Here is a 16,141-nt window from a genome sequence, read left to right as displayed (position 1 = left end):
TTGTAACACCTATATAACCGGGTCCCGGATGGCTTAAACCAGCCAATATCGCTGTTGCAAACAGCTGCGAAATTAGTCTTACTACATATTGACGGTTCTTCTGTGAATGGATTCCTGGATCAGGAGATATGGTATCTGTGCAAAAAAAAGCCTGTTTGTGTCGGCAAAATAAAAATATTATCCGACGGATATTTACAAACAATTTATTAAATGCTATATTATCTATAGTTAATATTAAATATATATTTAAGGAGAAATCATAATGTCTAATGTCCTGTTTATCAAAGCAAATAACCGCCCAGCCGAGCAATCTGTAAGTGTTCAGCTCTATAATGAGTTCCTGGCGAGCTACAAAGAATCCCATCCGCAGGATGAAGTTACTGAATTGGATTTGTTCGCTGAACAACTTCCATACTACGATAATACGCTGATTACAGGCGTATACAAAGCAGCACAAGGCTTCGAAGCAACTCCTGAAGAAGCTGCCGGCGCCGCTCTAGTTAAGAAATATCTAGACCAGTTCCTGGCCGCTGATAAAGTGGTATTCGCCTTCCCGCTCTGGAACATGACTGTTCCGGCTGTACTGCACACTTACATCGATTACCTGAACCAGGCCGGCACCACCTTCAAATATACTGCTGAAGGTCCTGTAGGATTGCTGACAGGCAAAAAAGCAGCTGTACTGAACGCCAGAGGCGGCGTGTACTCCGAAGGCCCGGCAGCAAGTGCTGAAATGGCTGTTAACTTCATCATGGGTAACCTGAACTTCTGGGGCTTCAAGGAAACTACACAAGTTATCGTTGAAGGACACAACCAGAACCCGCAGAAATCCGCTGAAATTATCGCTACCGGTCTGCAATTGGCAAAAACTGCAGCTGTATCGTTCTAATCCGCCAGCGCTAAAAGTCCGGTTTCACCTTTAGAACCCCGCACTTTTATCAGGCATCTGCCATAACATCAACCGGACTTTTATTTATATATAGATCCGCCGGTGCATCCTCCGGGGCACCCGGCGGACCCTACAGGAAGAGGCCCTGCAGCTGTTACGTCAGCTGCAGGGCCTCTTTTGTGCTCCGGAAAGGCTTAATACTCTTCCAATACCCGCTGCCAGCTGCTGCCTTTGGCACGCGGAGGTGTACTTTTGGAGGAGGCAGCTACGGTTTTGCGCTTCTGCTTCACTTCCTTGCTGTTCTGGAACTGCAGTTCCTTCTGCGTCTTGCGGTAATTGAGCAGCCGTTTCTCATCCAGTGCACCGCTTGCTACTGCCTCAAGCACCGCGCAGCCTTCCTCCCGAATATGGCGGCAGTCACTGAAGCGGCAGTCTGCCGCGAGCGAGCTGATGTCACCGAAGGCCAGATCCAGGCCTCCCTCATCTTCCCACAGCTGCAGCTCACGCATCCCCGGCGTATCCACAATGATGCCGCCATCCGGCAGGACAAACAGCTCACGGTGTGTGGTCGTATGCCGCCCGCGGCTGTCCCCTTCACGGATATCCTGGGTAAGCTGCAGATTCTGTCCGCTGAGCCAGTTGACCATCGTTGATTTGCCGCAGCCGGAGGAACCGGTCAGGGCTACGGTCTGACCGCGGCCGATATAAGGCAGCAGTTCCTCCCGCCCATCGCCGAGCAGTGCGCTGACCGCATGTACAGCTACCCCGGGAGCCGCCCGCTGCATCTCGGCAATTTTATCCGCCGCGTCCGAACAGAGATCTGCCTTGGTCAGCAGAATCACCGGATTTGCCCCGCTGTTCCAGGCCATAATCAGATAACGCTCCATCCGCCGTACATTGAAATCATCGTTCAAGGCGCTGACCAGGAACAGGGTATCGACGTTGGAGGCAACGATTTGTTCCTCTTGCGTCACCCCTGCCACCTTGCGCGAAATTACGCTGCGGCGGGGCAGGATGCCATGAATCACAGCATGCTCCCCGCCGTCCTGCATGGCCAGAACCACCCAATCACCAACCGCCGGATAATCACCGGACCCGGTCAAGGTATGTCTGAGCTTGCCGGATAACTCTCCCCAGATCTCTCCTGTGCTTGCGATAACCCGGTACTTGCTGCCGAAATCACCGACAATACGGCCCGGCTCAAGTATCCTGGCCTCGAGCTGCTGCAGCTTCTCTGTCCACTTATTTTTCCATTCATCGTTCCAGCCATACTGTTCTATATTCATACAAATCCTCCTGGTTATTGCTTCGTATTAAGCTTTAAATATTTCCTTTTTTGAGATTTAGGATCAGCCGCCACTGCGGTGGATATTTGGGCTTTCGGCCGCTGTTAGGTTTGGATTTCATGATTTATCACCGAGTTCACGGTGGAAATCCAAACCTAAAGGCGAACGCTACCGCTCCTCCAGCCCAAAATCCCCCTCCGCCACTCCTTCTCTTTTCTCAAATATTCAATTCTAAACCAATAGCTTCACTAGCCTGCTTAATCATTCAAGTGTATTTCCGGGAATCAGTAACCCATCCAATCCTTTTAGCACAGCACATCATTTACTGCGTGCAGCATATAATGGCTGCTGTTTCAACAAAAAAACCGCCGGAACCCAAAGGTTCCGGCGGCGGAATCGAACAAAAAGCTGAAGTACTCCCCACGTAAGGAGAACTGACTCAGATTTCTGGGCGTGCCACAGACCAGGATATATTCAAGCGCATGAATATACACCTGGCAATGCACGCAAAAAAGCCGCCGGAACCGATACGGTTCCCGGCGGCTCTAAAAGGCATCTTAGAGCTTACCCGCTAAGCTGGGAATCTTATTCCACAGCCGCTGTTCCCGGAAGACACGTATCCACAACAGTTGCAACTGATCCTGATAACACGGTATAAACTGTCATTTGACATCGTCTCCTTCCGAACTAATATGCTGTTATGATAAACGCGCTGCCAGCTGTTTGTCAACAGGCTCTCTTGAATTTTTTAACAAATTCGAATTAAATAATGCCTTCAAGCTCATTCAGCTCATGAATAGTGGCCACCGGCTGCACGTTCAGCGACTCATCCCAGGCATGGTTACGCTTCAGCCAGATGGTATCCATTCCGGCCCGGACTGCCCCCCAGATATCATTCACCGGATGGTCCCCTATGAACAGGGTCCGGTCTGCCGTTGAACCTAGACGTTCCAAGGCCAGCCGGTAAATCTGAGGGTCCGGTTTGCTGATTCCGACTTCTCCAGAAATAACGATGGTACGGAAATAGCGGCGCAGACCGAGCAGATCGATTTTGCTATATTGAATATCCCTGCTGCCATTCGTTACCAGTCCCAGCGGATAGCCGCGGCCTTGGCAATATTCCAGTGTCGCCACCGCATGCTTCATGATTGCCCCGTGGTGAATATATGTTTCGTCGTAGTATTTCCGGATGTCCTCTGCCGACCGCACAGTCTGCCAAGGGAGAACTTCGCTTAGTTCTGCAAAAAATCCATCCTTATCACGGTAACCGTCAGCATCTCTGATAATCATATCTTCAACCACCTGCGCGGCCTCTTCCCCTTCCAGATGCCCGAGGAAATCCTGTACAAATTTCATACTGAAGCTGCGGAAGGTCTGATCACGGTCCATCAGCGTATTGTCGAGGTCAAACAGTAAAGCTTGTACTTCCTTCATTCTTTCGTTCCCCTTATTTCATCAATTTCTATGATCCAACATCAGAAATTCATTGTACTATGCACCGGGGAACAAAGAAAAGACCATTCTGTTAAGAAGAACAACCGCTTCTTCCACAGGATGGCCTCTATTTTCAGATTCAGGTCCGGAACGCCTAAGATTCAAAATGCTCTGCGCGATGCGTAAGCATCATTTCCTCTTCCGTAATGTAAAGCGGGAATGGCGGCGTTTCCTTGAGATAACGTTCCGTGGAGAGCAGCCGGTAATGAACTTCTGGCAGCCAGGCATCTTCTAGCAGCGGGAGCTTGCCCGTATCACTGATATAGTTGTCTACAGCCGACTGCACCATATCGAGATAATACGGTACCAGCTTGTCAGCTTCCTCAAAGATTTCAAAGGTTTCGCGGGACATATAGAACTTCTGTTGCGGGACCCCGCCCAAATATCGTTTAAGCCGATTAAGATCAATACTTTTATCGTCCATAATCAGAGCAGTGCGGTTAATCGGCGCAGGCATATCTTCTTCAAATTGCCTAACAGCCTGCTTGACTTGCGGCAAGGTAACGGTGAGATGAACAGACGGCATATTTTTTTTGGCGCGTTTGAATATCATACTGAAAGTCTCCTTTCGAAGTTTATGTCAGATAACGCTTACAATTCCATTTTATTCGTTATTCAAACATTTAATCAGCAGATTCGAACTTGTCACACAAAATCCCCATTTATTAGATCATTATTTGACATTTTCCCAGTGAGTCCACAACTCGGGCGGATTCAGCTCATACTTCTCGTTCTCCCGGTACATGAATTGATGCATAATGAACTCCCGGCGGATCGTCGCATAATCCTCGTGAAACGGCTTAATGAATTCATTGATCTCTTTTTCGGAATAGACTACACCCGGCTCCAGCTTCTCCACCATATACTGTAGGGCGATCAGCTTCTTCTTATACTGTGCGGGAATCTGCCGCAGGCGTCCGTCCTTCGCAAAAAAATTACGCAGCACCGATTCCTTCAGACTGCTCTCCGGCGACGCTTCCTCCATCTCTTCCACCCCCTTGGCAAAAATAAATTTCAGCGAGGCCTCTGAGCCTGCCTGAATAAACTCAGGATTCAGCTTGAAATATACCGTATTCTTATCTCTTCTCTCCAAGATCAGCGCAGCTTCGCGCAGTTTGGCGGCATGATGGGTTACGGTGGGCTGTGACAGGTTCAGCTTCTCGGCCAGCGCATGTCCGTGAACCTCGCCTTTGGACAAAAGCAGCAGAATCCGCAGCCGGGTCGGATCGGATAACGCTTTATGGTAAGCAACAATTTTATCTAACTGCATCGGAACACGCTCCTATAGACATTTGAACATTCATAAACCCTATTTTATAAAAATAAATACTGTTATCTGCTGCATTGTGTTTAGATATATATCTAATTATATACCTTTTTCAATGATTGAGCAATGCTTTTGTTACTGGAAACACCGGGGAATGGCATAAATCTAAAATATAAGGTACCATTTACTGAAAAGAATACTTACCCGAAAGGATGCAGCTATTATGAAAGACGTTATTATTATCGGTGCGGGTCCCTGCGGACTGTCTGCAGCTATAGAATGCCAGCGCCAGGGGCTCTCCAGCCTGATCATTGAGAAGAACTTCATCGTCCATTCTATTTATTTATATCCGACGAATATGCAGTTCTTCAGTACAACCCCGCTGCTTGAAATCGGAGATGTGCCCTTCACCTCCCCAAACGACAAGCCGTACCGCCATGAAGCCCTGGTCTATTACCGCCGCGCAGCCGCGCAGCATGACCTCGACATCGCCGCCTATGAGGAGGCACTGTCCGTTCTGCCGCAGGAGGATGGCAGCTTCATCGTACATACACGCAACAAGCGCGGAGAAGAGCAGCACCATAACGCCGCGAATGTAGTCATTTCAACCGGTTATTTCGACCAGCCGAATATGATCGGGATTCCCGGGGAAGAGCTATCCAAAGTAACCCATTATTTCGGTGAAGCCCATCCATATTCCGGCATGAAGGTTGCCGTCATCGGGGGAAGCAACTCAGCGGTTGATGCCGCTCTGGAGCTCATCCGGGTCGGTGCCAAGGTGGATATGGTCTACCGCGGAAGCAGTATTTCGGAGAATATTAAGCCATGGGTGCGTCCGATTTTTGAGAGCATGGTCCAGAAAGGGAACATTGCGCTCCATCTGGAGTCACGGGTAACGGAAATCACCCCGTCTTCTGCAGTAGTCACGGCTAGCAGCGGGGAGACCCGCATCCTGGATAATGACTTCGTCCTTGCCATGACCGGCTTCCGTCCGAGCAGAACCCTATTATCCTCGGCAGGTGTGCTGATGGATGATTCCCTGGATAAACCTGACTTCAATCCTTCTACGATGGAGAGCAATATTCCCGGTATCTATGTCGCAGGCGTTATCGCGTCCGGACGGAATGCCAATGAGGTATTCATCGAGAGCGGTCGCGGGCACGGCAAACTGATTGCCGATCATATAATGAGCAAAAGGCTTTCTTAGAGAAGGAGTGCTTCTAAGCTATGGATATGACCTCGTTACTGCTGCTGGGTCTGGCCGCACTGGGGATTATCAGCAGCAATTCTCCGGTCACGATTGCCATGGTCGTTCTGCTGCTGATACGGGTGCTGGGCCTGCAGCAGGCTTTTCCCTGGCTGGAGAAATACGGGCTTACCGTCGGCATCATCATCCTCACCATCGGAGTGATGACACCGCTGGCCAGCGGTAAAATCTCGCTGCAGACGATCGGCCAATCGTTCCTGCACTGGAAATCGCTGGCCGCAATCGGCATCGGGATTCTCGTCGCCTATCTCGGCGGTCGCGGCGCGGTGCTTATGGGCAGCCAGCCGACGATTGTGGCCGGGCTGCTGATTGGCACCGTCATCGGCGTCGCTTTTTTCAAAGGCGTGCCGGTTGGTCCGCTGATTGCCGCCGGTATCCTGTCGCTGCTGATTGGACGGATCTGAACCCAGCCACAAATGAAACAGGCTGCATCTTCACCTAATCGGGTGGAGTATGCAGCCTGTTTGTTGTCCTGCCTAATAAGTTGCGCTCTGCTGTCGCTTGGGGACCCTGCTAACCATCCAGCCGCTGGACATTGAACAGGCGTGCATAGCTGCCCTCCAGCACCATCAGCTGTTCATGGGTTCCGCGTTCAGTAACGGCCCCGTTCTCCAGCACAACTATCAGATCGGCATAGGTTATGGTAGACAGTCTGTGAGCCACAATCAGTGTGGTCCGTTCTGAGGAAAGGGCCTGCAGCGACTGCTGAATCAGATGCTCTGATTCAAGATCCAGCGCTGAGGTGGCTTCGTCCAGAATCAGCACTTTGGGGTCCTTCAGGAATACGCGCGCTATCGCCACTCTCTGCTTCTGGCCTCCGGACAGCTTCACTCCGCGCTCTCCTACCTCCGTATCATAGCCTTCCGGCAGCTGCATGATGAAATCATGGGCATTAGCCGACACCGCCGCTGCAATGACCTCCTGCTCCCCTGCCTGCGGATTACCGAACAGAATATTATCCCGCACGGAGCCGCTGAACAGGAAGTTATCCTGCAGCACCATGCCCACTGCCTTGCGCAGACTCTCTTGTGTCAGCCCTCTGATATCCTGCCCGTCCATCCGCAGGCTGCCTTCACTGATATCGTAGAACCGCGGAATCAGGCTGATCAGCGAGGACTTGCCGCCCCCGCTCATCCCGACAAAAGCCACCGTCTGCCCCGGAGCAATACGCAGATTAATATCGCGTAGAACCCACTCATTCTCATCGTTATACTTGAACCATACCTCGCTGAATTCAATCTCTCCTGCGGGTGCCAGCAGCGGCTTCGCCCCTGGGGCGTCTACGATATCATAAGGCTCGTTCATCAGCTCCATCACCCGCTCCAGCGAAGCAGAAGCCTGGGTCAGCGCAGTCGAGGAATTAATCAGCCGGCGGAGCGGTGCATACATGCGGTCCAGGTATCCGAAGAAGGCTACGAAGGTTCCCAGAGTCAGATTACCCTGGATCACCTGGTACCCCCCATATCCAATGACGAGGAGCGGCGCGATATCCGTCAAGGTGTTGATAATCGCGAAGGTAAAAGCGTTCCAGCGCGTTTGCGCCATCGCTTTTTCCAGAAATCTGCCGTTAATATCCTTGAACTGCTGCTGATCCACCCGTTCCATAGTGAAGCTGCGGATCACCGCAATCCCCTGAATCCGTTCATGCAAGTAGCCCTGAATAACTGCAAGCGCCTGGGACCTGTCCTTGGTAAGCAGCTTGAGCCGCTTATACAGGGTGTTCACGGCAATGCCGTACAGCGGCAGAATCGCAATCGAGACCAGCGCCAGCACCGGATTCAGGTAGAACATGAACCCGAGTGCAAAGAGCAGCGTGAACATGTCCAGCCAGACATTCATCATTCCGACCTCAACGAGATTCTTCGACTGCTCCACATCGTTAATAAATCTGGAGATTGCCTCGCCCACTTTGGTATTCTGGTAATAACGCAGCGACAGTCGCTGCATATGTCCATACAGCTTATTGCGCATATCGAAGAGGATCTTGCTTGTAATCAGCTGGGCAAAATACTGGCGGTAATACTCTACCGGACCTCTGATAATCACGAACAGCACAAATGCGCCGCTGAGCACGATCATCAGCTTGGACACCCGTTCAGCAATGGTTAACGCAGGGTTGCCCAGCAGATCATCTACTACATACTTCAAAATCATCGGCAGCGTCAGCGGAATACTGAATTTGATCATCCCGATAATTAATGTGAGCACAATCCATTTCATGTAAGGCCGTACGAAGGTATAATAAGATTTCCATTGTTTCACAGCCTCTTACGCCCTTTCCCGTTAATTGGTTTACCCGGACACTGTTGACATTTGCGCTCCGCAGTGTTTTTATAATTTTATTAGTTACGATCGCAGTACCTGAAATCCAGGAGGATAATGATGCCCAGACAATTTGTGACGGAAGCCGTCATGATGGCGATTTACGGCCAGCTTCTCGCACCGCGGAGCCCTGTAGAATATATAGTGCCTTACACTACAATTATGGAATTGTACGAACTACGGGACAGTGATGAGCCGGTGATGAGCCACGCTGACGATGACCAGCATGTGAAGCTGAGAATCCGCGAGCTGATCAACTATTTCGAGGAACCGCTTAATTCCAAGAAGATCAACCGCTGCCTTAATGTCCCGTGGGCCAAAAGCTCCGGCATTCTGCTCGGAGGACAGGCGCAGATTACTATCATCAACAGCTTGGACAACGCTTCCTACGGAGAAACCTTTGATCCGATCGAGACGGAACTGCTCCTGGCCTCCCAGCGTGAACAGGTACCGATTCTCACCGACCAATTCGAGCTGATTCAGCGTATCATCGAAGGCGGAGTGCCGGTACAGGTGTTTGATATTGATGATTTCGAGTTCGCGATGGAAGAAGAAACATTCCGCAGTTCTCATTGATGCTGCAGCAGATGATGTAGGCGGAATGCCTATCCGCTAATGCGTTCTCACGTAAAATCCCTTGCCTCATGGCAAGGGATTTTTACATCTTTCACCGTAATGGGGCCTGCACCATTCCTTACTTCCGGGTTATTCCTTTACCCCTCCGGCGACCGGCACAGACTCATACTTATACTCGATATCATCCTCAGCCTCCGAATAGACAATCGACAGGCTATACCCCTCCATGTACCACAGATCCTGCTCTTCCATATAGAAAATAAGGCTTCCCTGCTCGAACTGAACAGCGGGACGGCCCGGCGGTTCTGTAGCTATTCCCAGCGAGAATCCGGGATGCAGTCCGCCCCCTGAGCTATACCGGGGAAATATACGGACATACGCTCCATTCTGGAGGCTCAGCTCTCTCTTGAACCAGGCGGCAGCTTCCGGACTAATTAACATGTTCATCTCTCCACTCCTCCCGCATAAGTTTATTTTATCATACAGCTTATTCGCAATTTGTTCAAAATTACATTTGACAATTCTTGAAGGGTGATGATAAACTCGGAACATAACGAAGCGTCTTCAAGTTATTACCAAAATCAAATCAAAGAAAGGGTGAGCGCGGTGTTTACTATTGTTCCAGCATATTTCCTAACTATTGTCGGCAAATCCACACAACTGAATACCGAAGCAGCCCGAGTAATGGATAATTCCTGAGTATCATGCGTGTTACGCGTACCGTATGAATTCAGGCTAAGCAATTCTCTTCCATGTCTCTGTGCTGCGACAAGCACCGTGGACATGATAGCCGTAAATGACAGGCGTATCATCCGTTTTCGGATGGTACGCTTTTTTGCATGCTTTGAGAGAGTTATCCATTGTTCTACAGCCCCACAATTTCCTTACCCAAGCCGGCAAACAACATTCTCAACACGAAAGGAAGGGATTTCCCTTGTTCTCCGTTCTCCGCGATCTCGGCTGGTTCTTCCGCCGGGAAAAAAGGCGCTATGCTATAGGCCTTATACTCCTAATTGTGGTAGGTGTGCTTGAATTGCTGCCTCCGCGTCTCCTCGGTAACGCCATCGACGATATTGTCAGCGGCGCCATTACTGCAGGTTCACTGATGAAATATATTGGCATGATCGTGCTCATGCTGCTAATTATTTACTGGATCACCTACATATGGATGCACAAGCTGTTCGGAGGTTCAAACCTGGTGGAGCGCCTGCTGCGCTCGCGTTTCATGAATCATCTCATGACGATGACACCGGCTTTCTTCGAGCGCAACCGCACCGGTGATCTGATGGCCCGTGCCACCAATGATATCCGTGCGGTATCAGCTACCGTAGGCTTTGGTATGCTGACCCTCGTCGATTCGACAGTCTATCTGACAGTAGTGTTGTTCGCCATGGGGTTCCTGGTCAGCTGGAAGCTGACACTTGCCGCAGTTATCCCGCTTCCGCTGATCGCGATAGCTATGGTCTTCTACGGCAAAGCCATTCACGACCGCTACAGTCTGGCGCAGGATGCTTTCGGTGACATGAACGATCAGGTGCTCGAATCCGTATCCGGTATCCGCGTTATCCGTGCCTATGTGCAGGAACGCCAGGATGAGAAGCGTTTCTCTGATATCACCGAAGATGTGTACCGCAAGAATATGGCCGTAGCCCGGGTCGATGCTTTCTTCGAGCCGACTATCCGCTTTTGCGTTGGCCTCAGTTATATTATTGCACTGACCTACGGAATCAATCTGGTCTTCCGCAATCAGATCACACTTGGAGATCTTGTCTCCTTCAATATGTATCTCGGCATGATTGTCTGGCCGATGTTCGCCATCGGCGAGCTGATTAACATTATGCAGCGCGGCGGCGCCTCGCTGGAGCGGATCGATGAGACACTGCATGCCAAACCTGATGTGCAGGATGTCCCTCACCCAACACCCGTAGAACATCCGTCATCTATTGAACTGAAGGATGTGACCTTCCGTTATCCGACCTCAACCATCGACAACCTGAGCGGAGTCAGCCTTTCCTTGTCGCAGGGCCAGACACTCGGTGTGGTTGGACGGACCGGCAGCGGCAAATCGACTCTGCTGAAACAGCTGCTGCATGAATATCCGACCGGCCAGGGTGAGATATTGATCTCAGGTGTTCCGATCGGGCAGATTGCCCTGGATCAGCTGCACAGCTGGATGGGCTATGTGCCGCAGGAGCAGATTCTGTTCTCCAAATCGGTACGCGAGAACATACAGTTCGGCCATTCGGGAGCCAGCGATGAGCTCATTATGCAGGCTATAACGGCTGCAGCATTCCAAAATGACCTCGGCACCTTGTCCGACGGGCTCGACACGATGGTTGGCGAACGCGGTGTTTCCCTGTCCGGAGGACAGAAGCAGCGGGTCTCAATCTCCAGAGCCTTCATCTCTAATCCGGATATTCTGATTCTCGATGATGCACTGTCTGCTGTTGACGCGCGGACAGAAGCCAAGATCATCGAGAACATCCGTGAAGAGCGCAGCGGTAAAACCACGCTCATCTCCACCCACCGCCTCTCGGCTATTGAACACGCCGATCTGATCGTGGTGCTTGACGGAGGACATATTACGGAACGGGGTACCCACCAGGAGCTGCTTGAATTGAACGGCTGGTACCGTGAGCAGTTCGACCGTCAGCAGGTTGAGAATAACCTGACGAATGAATAACCCAAAAAATACGTTTTCACGTGCATCATATCCATTCTAATGTTCTGAAATATAGGAGGTGTCACCGTTGACACAGAGTACAGGCAAACGTCTGCTGCAGTACGCACTGACTGCCAAAAAAACATTCATAGCAGCCCTTCTGCTCCTCACCATCGGGGTAGCGGCTGAACTGGCGGGGCCTTTCATCGCCAAGAGTATGATTGACAATCACCTGCTCGCGATTGAGCAGCCTTATTTCGTGACTGCTTCGCCTGAAGATGCTGCTGAATATAACAACAACTATTACAAGCGCGGTGACCGGTTTGCCGCAGATGAAGTCAAAGGCCAGGAAATCCGCCTGCTTCAGGCTGGCAGAAGCTTCTATTTCATTAATGAAGCTGTAGCCCAGACTGAAGGCGAGCGGAGCTTCTCGGACGGGAACCTGCGTATCCAATATGGCGATCAGGCGACGATCTATCCGGCCGTCAGGCTGTCGGCTGATGACCTGTTTTCATTTTACAAACCAGAGTTCCCCGGGATTTATAAACTAGTCGCTCTATACGCCATGTTCCTCGTCATCTCCATAATTGCGGAGTTCGGCAAAACCTACTGGCTGCAATCGTCAGCCAATCAGGTCATCCGCAAGCTGCGGACGGATGTGTATGCCCATATCCAGCGCCTCCCGGTGCATTTCTTCGATAATCTGCCTGCAGGCAAGGTGGTGTCCCGGGTCACCAATGATACGGAAGCGGTCAAAGATCTGTTCATTGCTGTATTGTCCAACTTCGCAACAGGGATTATTAATATTACGGGTGTATATGTCGCCCTCTTCCTATTGGACGTGAAGCTGGGGCTAGTCAGCTTGTTCATCGTGCCGATTATCATTGTCTGGATTGTGCTCTACCGCAAAATTGCAACGAAATACAATACGATCATCCGCTCACGCCTTAGTGAGATCAATGCCATTATCAATGAATCCATTCAAGGAATGTCCATTATCCGGATCTTCCGCCGTCAGAAGCAGAGTAGTAGCGAATTTGAACAGCTGAATGATGACTATCTGAAATACCAGAACAAAATGCTTAACCTGAATGCCTTCACGTCTCACAACCTGGTGAACTCCCTGCGCAGTCTCTCCTTCGTGCTCGTGCTGTGGTATTTCGGCTTCGGCAGTCTCGACGGTTCAACCTTCGTATCCCTGGGCGTTCTTTACGCTTTCGTTGACGTACTGGGACGGATGTTCCAGCCGATTACAGGAATGGTCAACCAGCTGGCGAACCTCGACAGCTCGATGGTATCCGCAGGGCGCGTCTTCACGCTGATGGATGAGCCTGGTGAGCCGGTAACCGACGGTTCGATGCCGCGTTATAAAGGTGATGTGGTCTTCAAGGATGTATCCTTCGCCTACAAAAAAGACTTCGTCCTGCGTGATATCTCCTTCGAAGCGCGTCCGGGCGAGACTGTCGCTCTGGTCGGTCATACCGGCTCGGGCAAAAGCTCGATCATCAATCTGCTGTTCCGCTTCTATGATCCGCAAGCCGGAAGTATCACTATTGACGGCCAGGAGGTCAAGGATCTGCCGAAACAGTGGCTGCGCAGCCATATGGGCATTGTGCTGCAGGACCCTTACCTCTTCACCGGAACGATTGCCTCGAATGTCAGTCTCGGGGATGAACGCATCAGCCGGGAACGTGTAGAGCGTGCCTTGCGTGAAGTAGGGGCTGACAAATTGCTGTCCCATCTGCCGCAAGGCTTCGACGAACCGGTAATTGAGAAAGGCAGCACATTATCCGCTGGCCAGCGGCAGCTGATCTCCTTCGCCAGAGCGTTGTCGTTCGATCCTGCGATTCTGATTCTGGATGAAGCGACCTCCAACATCGATACCGAAACGGAGAGTATCATCCAGCAGGCGCTGGAGGTGTTGAAGAAGGGCCGGACCACATTCATCATTGCCCACCGGCTGTCCACCATCCGCAGCGCAGACCAGATTCTGGTGCTGCACCGGGGCGAGATTGTTGAACGGGGCAGCCATGATGAGCTGATGGCGCTGGGCGGACGTTACTTCCGCATGTATCAGCTTCAGCTGGGTGCCGGTGCCGGTAACGGTACGGATGCACCAGCCCCAGACCCTGTCTCCTCTTCCACTTCCGCTGCCGGACTGCGTCCGTCACTGGAGCAGATTTAATCTTTGAGGTTCAGCCATCCTCTCTGCTGATTAACAAGCCCCCCTGATGCTGTAGAAGCTTCAGGGGGGCTCTTTCACTTGAGTTCAGAACATTTGTTCCGTATAATGGAAAGCAATACATAGGGATGGGGTGAAGGACTTGATAACCTATAGTCTGAGCAAGCGGCAAGCCCGGCTGTTCCTGCTGCGTCACCAGCGGCTGGTCACGGGAGGACTGAAGGAGGGTAAGATGAGCATCCACGAATTCGTCCGCCACGTGGGCTGTATTCAATATGATCCGCTGAGTATAGCCGGACATAATCATGAGCTTGTGCTGCAGGCCAGACTCCCGGGATTCCGGCCGGAAATGGCCACGGAGCTGCTCTATAAGGACAGGCTGCTGATTGACGGCTGGGACAAGAATATGTCGATCTACTGCACAGAGGACTGGCCTTATTTCCAGCGGCGCAGAGAAGCCGCCGCCAGGCATCAGGACAATGAAGCCATGGCTGCCATGGTCACCCATGTCCGTGAAGAACTGAACTCACGGGGTCCGCTCTCTTCGCTTGATCTGGAGAGCAAAGAGAAGATCGACTGGTCTTGGGCTCCGGCGAGACTATCCAGGGCAGCAATGGAGAGCATGTATTTCTGGGGAGAGCTCTCCATACACCACCGGGTGCATACCCGCCGTTATTATGATTTTACGGCTAAGCTGCTACCGGCCGGACTGCTCAGCACAAGCGACCCGAATGTAACCATGGAGCAGCACCATGATTGGTATGTACTGCGACGGATCGGCAGCATCGGGCTGCAATGGAACAAATCCGGGGACGGCTGGCTCGGAATCTCCGGCCTGAAGAGCAAGGAGCGGACAGCAGCCGTGCAGCGACTGCTGCTAAGCGATAAGCTCCGCGAGGTACGGGTCGAGGGCATCAAGCTCCCGCTGTACATGCGGACATCCGATGCCCCGGAGCTGGAAGCGGTACTGCGGCTGGATGACGCCGCTGTTACGGACGCTGACACACAGGAACTTACGTTTGCAGCGGCGCTGGCTCCGCTCGACAACCTGCTGTGGGATAGAGAGCTGATCCGCCAGCTGTTCGGCTTCCATTACCGCTGGGAGGTATACAAGCCTGTGCTTGAGCGGGAGTACGGTTATTACGTACTTCCCCTGCTATATGGCGACCGCTTTATCGCCCGGCTTGAACCGGTGATGAATAAGAAGAGCGGAATTCTTACCATTGTCCGCTGGTGGTGGGAAACCGGAGAATCGCTTGTTCCGGACATGCTTCCCGCGCTCGTCAAGGCTCTTACTTCACTTGCCCGTTCAACCGGAGCGTCCGGTATCCAGTTTGCGCCGGAAACTGTCCAATCCTGCGGGCTGCAGGAACTGGAATCCGTGCTGTCCTCTCCACAATAACCGCACAACGTAAAGAGACTCCTCTTATCCGCAGTGTTTTTCTGCGTAAAGAGTGAGTCTCTTTGGTATGAACTGATAGGATGGCGTTACTTGATATGCTCTTCTTCAAGACCCAGCTTGCTGTACATTTCTGTACAATAGCCCTGCAGCTTAATCTCCAGTCTGCTTGCCTTGTTCTTAAACCGTTTCAATTCGCGGATCATATGGGCCCGTCCCGCCGGAGTGAACGTCTCCTGAATCCGTTCCTTGAAATAATCATGGACAATGTGGTTGCGTTCTTTCCATACTGCCTGCAGCTGACTCGTTTCTTCCTCCGAGAATGGAAAGTGATGCTGGATTTCTTTGATGAGTTGGCCGAGTGAATTGCTAAGCTTGCGTTGATACAATTCTGATATCTCTGCATCGGTTGGCGTTTTGCCCTGTGACAGCTTGGTCAGCAGCAGCAGATTGGTCAATTGCTGCTCCAGCGCCTGGCAATAATAAACGGCCAGCCCGAAATAAGCAAATAGCTCTTTGGATTGTTCACTCTCCGGTACATGTGTATCCTTCATCTTTCCTCCCGTTCTTGATCTGGTTATTTGTGCTGTATCTATTGAACCTTAAATTCTATTTTGGAATGACCGTTGCTGCTGAGAATATTTGGACTTCCGGCCGCTGCCCGTCTCCAGATTTCTCCAATTTATCCGCTGTTCGCGGTGGAAATCCGTAGACAAAGGCGGTCGCTTCTGCTCCTACAGCTCCAAATATCTCCTCCGCCACTTTTTCCAAACTGTAAATCTTCAGGTTCAAAGGAT

The 16,141-nt window shown here is 51.3% G+C and carries 15 protein-coding genes; 7 read left to right on the top strand and 8 right to left on the bottom strand.

Going from position 1 to position 16,141, the window contains the following annotated elements; genetic code table 11:
• The first annotated feature begins 262 nt into the window (after positions 1-262).
• The gene (locus MKX70_RS20390) at positions 263-889 is read left to right on the top strand and encodes an FMN-dependent NADH-azoreductase (RefSeq protein ID WP_042236940.1); all 627 of its coding nucleotides are present in this window, start codon (positions 263-265) and stop codon (positions 887-889) included.
• 194 nt (positions 890-1,083) lie between these two features.
• On the opposite strand, the gene rsgA is transcribed toward MKX70_RS20390, so the two are convergent.
• From rsgA to MKX70_RS20370, 4 genes are all read right to left on the bottom strand, one after another.
• The gene (gene rsgA / locus MKX70_RS20385) at positions 1,084-2,175 is read right to left on the bottom strand and encodes a ribosome small subunit-dependent GTPase A (RefSeq protein ID WP_042236941.1); all 1,092 of its coding nucleotides are present in this window, start codon (positions 2,173-2,175) and stop codon (positions 1,084-1,086) included.
• Positions 2,176-2,937: 762 nt separating this feature from the next.
• Positions 2,938-3,609 (bottom strand): HAD family hydrolase, encoded by a 672-nt coding sequence (locus tag MKX70_RS20380; RefSeq protein ID WP_042236943.1) that lies wholly within the window; start codon positions 3,607-3,609, stop codon positions 2,938-2,940.
• A 154-nt stretch (positions 3,610-3,763) separates the two neighbouring features.
• Positions 3,764-4,222, bottom strand: a complete 459-nt coding sequence (locus MKX70_RS20375) for a DUF3939 domain-containing protein (protein WP_042236946.1) — start codon at positions 4,220-4,222, stop codon at positions 3,764-3,766.
• Positions 4,223-4,342: 120 nt separating this feature from the next.
• The gene (locus tag MKX70_RS20370; protein ID WP_042236947.1) at positions 4,343-4,939 is read right to left on the bottom strand and encodes a DUF2087 domain-containing protein; all 597 of its coding nucleotides are present in this window, start codon (positions 4,937-4,939) and stop codon (positions 4,343-4,345) included.
• A 220-nt stretch (positions 4,940-5,159) separates the two neighbouring features.
• Here MKX70_RS20370 and MKX70_RS20365 point away from each other — a divergent pair, with 220 nt between their 5' ends.
• Both MKX70_RS20365 and MKX70_RS20360 read left to right on the top strand, forming a co-directional pair.
• Complete coding sequence (locus MKX70_RS20365; protein WP_042236949.1) at positions 5,160-6,143, top strand: YpdA family putative bacillithiol disulfide reductase; 984 nt, start codon at positions 5,160-5,162, stop codon at positions 6,141-6,143.
• A gap of 20 nt (positions 6,144-6,163) precedes the next feature.
• On the top strand, positions 6,164-6,607 hold the full coding sequence (locus tag MKX70_RS20360; protein ID WP_042236951.1) for a DUF441 domain-containing protein: 444 nt from the start codon (positions 6,164-6,166) through the stop codon (positions 6,605-6,607).
• Between the two features lie 109 nt (positions 6,608-6,716).
• Here the strand turns inward: MKX70_RS20360 and MKX70_RS20355 are convergent, their stop codons facing one another.
• Positions 6,717-8,465 carry an ABC transporter ATP-binding protein gene (locus tag MKX70_RS20355; RefSeq protein WP_042236953.1) on the bottom strand — a complete coding sequence of 583 codons (1,749 nt, stop codon included), beginning with the start codon at positions 8,463-8,465 and terminating at the stop codon, positions 6,717-6,719.
• A gap of 120 nt (positions 8,466-8,585) precedes the next feature.
• Between MKX70_RS20355 and MKX70_RS20350 the strand changes: the two genes are divergently transcribed.
• On the top strand, positions 8,586-9,101 hold the full coding sequence (locus MKX70_RS20350) for a hypothetical protein (protein ID WP_042236954.1): 516 nt from the start codon (positions 8,586-8,588) through the stop codon (positions 9,099-9,101).
• 129 nt (positions 9,102-9,230) lie between these two features.
• On the opposite strand, the gene MKX70_RS20345 is transcribed toward MKX70_RS20350, so the two are convergent.
• A complete protein-coding gene (locus MKX70_RS20345) occupies positions 9,231-9,548 on the bottom strand; it encodes a HesB/YadR/YfhF family protein (protein WP_042236956.1) in 318 nt (105 codons plus the stop codon).
• A gap of 487 nt (positions 9,549-10,035) precedes the next feature.
• On the opposite strand from MKX70_RS20345, the gene MKX70_RS20340 reads away from it, so the two are divergent.
• The 3 genes from MKX70_RS20340 (at position 10,036) to MKX70_RS20330 (ending at position 15,347) form a co-directional block, all read left to right on the top strand.
• Positions 10,036-11,784: an ABC transporter ATP-binding protein gene (locus tag MKX70_RS20340; protein ID WP_042236958.1), complete on the top strand. Its 1,749-nt coding sequence runs from the start codon at positions 10,036-10,038 to the stop codon at positions 11,782-11,784.
• Positions 11,785-11,851: 67 nt separating this feature from the next.
• A complete protein-coding gene (locus MKX70_RS20335; RefSeq protein WP_156123188.1) occupies positions 11,852-13,948 on the top strand; it encodes an ABC transporter ATP-binding protein in 2,097 nt (698 codons plus the stop codon).
• 139 nt (positions 13,949-14,087) lie between these two features.
• On the top strand, positions 14,088-15,347 hold the full coding sequence (locus tag MKX70_RS20330) for a winged helix-turn-helix domain-containing protein (protein ID WP_042236963.1): 1,260 nt from the start codon (positions 14,088-14,090) through the stop codon (positions 15,345-15,347).
• A gap of 86 nt (positions 15,348-15,433) precedes the next feature.
• Here MKX70_RS20330 and MKX70_RS20325 read toward each other — a convergent pair whose 3' ends face one another.
• Together MKX70_RS20325 and MKX70_RS20320 are read right to left on the bottom strand one after the other, a co-directional pair.
• Positions 15,434-15,898, bottom strand: coding sequence for a hypothetical protein (locus MKX70_RS20325; protein WP_042236964.1), 465 nt, complete (start codon positions 15,896-15,898; stop codon positions 15,434-15,436).
• Positions 15,899-15,953: 55 nt separating this feature from the next.
• The gene (locus MKX70_RS20320; protein WP_340840609.1) at positions 15,954-16,136 is read right to left on the bottom strand and encodes a hypothetical protein; all 183 of its coding nucleotides are present in this window, start codon (positions 16,134-16,136) and stop codon (positions 15,954-15,956) included.
• Between the last annotated feature and the right edge of the window lie 5 nt (positions 16,137-16,141).

Origin of the sequence: Paenibacillus sp. FSL R7-0312 (assembly GCF_038004445.1) — a bacterium.
Classification (GTDB): domain Bacteria; phylum Bacillota; class Bacilli; order Paenibacillales; family Paenibacillaceae; genus Paenibacillus_AQ.
Note: the sequence above shows the minus strand (reverse complement) of the source record. Positions and strands in the feature narration are given on the sequence as shown.